Consider the following 1,871-nt stretch of genomic DNA (forward strand, 5'->3'; position numbering starts at 1 on the left):
AAAGCAGAATCTAGCTTAGATGATTTATTTAAAAGCCTTAAATCTAAAATAGATTCTCTACCTAAAAAGCAAGTGGATAATGCTTTAGCTTTCACTGATAGCTATGGGGTGAAGTATCACATACCTAAAGATACAGCGGAATTATGGCTAAAAACATTTAACCTAAAAAGCTTAGAACAAGCCTATATTCCAAGCTTTACCCCTGAAGTCAAACAAGCCTTAGATTCTGTATTGCAAGGCGAAGAGATAAGACTAACAAGCGGGAGTTTGCTAAAGCTTATAAAAGAGTATAGATTAAAATACTTAGATAGGATTAAATCTACATTAGAACAGCCACAAAGGATTATTTTACAAAACGATGGTGCGTTGATTTTTGCTAGAAAGTTTGGAGAGGAAAAATACTTCACAAGTGTAGCGAGAAGCGATAGCGGTGAATGGATTATTAGAAGTAATGCACCAAAATCAGAAAATGGATTAAACAATAAAATATCAGCAGTGGGAAAAGAGATTTATAACAGCCAAGCGGCTAATCAGATTAACGCTCATAGCCCTTACGATGATATAGCTAAGTCTAATATCAAGCTTGACAGCGACATTATACCACAAACTCCACAAGAAATAATCAAACAAGCAAAACAAAGCGGTAAAAGTGTAGCAGAATCTAGCTTAGAATCTACATCACAAATAAGCAAGGAGATAAAAGATATTATAGATTCTAGCCAACAAAAAGGGCGTGATATGGTGGTAATAGGCAAGGAAAATTTCACACCTGAAGTGGTGGAATACGCACACAAAAATAATAAAAAAATAGCCATTGATAAGCTAGAACAAGCAGAAGCGGAGAAACTAGGCTTTAAATACCCAAATGATGTCCGCATAACTATTGATTATAGTGCGATTAATCACACGCTTAATCGGCACGGAGCAGAATCTGCTCTTGTAAAAAATAGCGGACAAAAAGCGGTGGATTATACCGACATAGCGGAGTATAGAAGCATTGTAAAAGGTGCTGATGAAACGCTTAATAGTGTAGATAATATGGGAACGCCTGTTGTTGTTAGCTATAAACAAATCAATGGACATTTTGTAGTTATAGAAGAAATAAGAAAAGGACAAAATGAATTAAACTTTAAGACTATGTTTAAACAAGATGGAAATTATAAAGATTCTGAAAGCTATAAGAAAACAAGCCAAAGCTCAAACGCTACTGAAGGTTACGAGCCAACCGCTAATTCTTTTGCTTTGACCGATGACATTATACCACAAAAAACACTAAAAGGTGATAGTATAACTAACCCTGATATATCCTACGCTATAAAAAATGAAAATATTACTAAAGAGTTAGCAGAAAAAATAGCAAATGGAGAGATAGATAATATAAGAAAACGGGGCGATGTGAATATCGCAGATGTTAGCTATTATGACAAAGACAATATGACAATGTATTCTGCCAACATAGGCAATTATATTGATGATGATTTCGGTATGAAAGGCGATAGATTTTTCTTAAGTAATATAAACAAAAATGAGTTTTACATACCACCTACAAAATCATTACAAGACTTTAAAGAACAATCCCTTAATCAAATAGAATCTCTCAAACACGCCATTAAAACAGAAATAGACAATGTAAGAGATGAAAAAGAATTGCATAAAAATATAAAAGAAATTAAATTTAAAGCCCGTGGAAATGCTGAAAGAAGGTTTTTTGATGATTCGTTATATAAAGAGCAAACACAAGCACGAGAGTTCTATACGACTCAATATGATGAAGTTATGCAAGAGATGCAAAACTACTATAACAAGAAATTTACAAACATTTTAAATGAAATAGATTTTAATGCCCCAACAAAACAAGTAAAAACACAAAT

1 protein-coding gene is annotated in these 1,871 nt (G+C 33.2%); it reads left to right on the forward strand.

The window, feature by feature from the left end; translation table 11 throughout:
• A partial coding sequence (locus EBF12_RS10915; RefSeq protein ID WP_121727668.1) for a PBECR3 domain-containing polyvalent protein occupies positions 1 to 1,871 on the forward strand: 1,871 nt, incomplete at both ends.

Origin of the sequence: Helicobacter labetoulli (genome assembly GCF_003670275.1) — a bacterium.
Taxonomy (GTDB): Bacteria; Campylobacterota; Campylobacteria; order Campylobacterales; family Helicobacteraceae; genus Helicobacter_C; species Helicobacter_C labetoulli.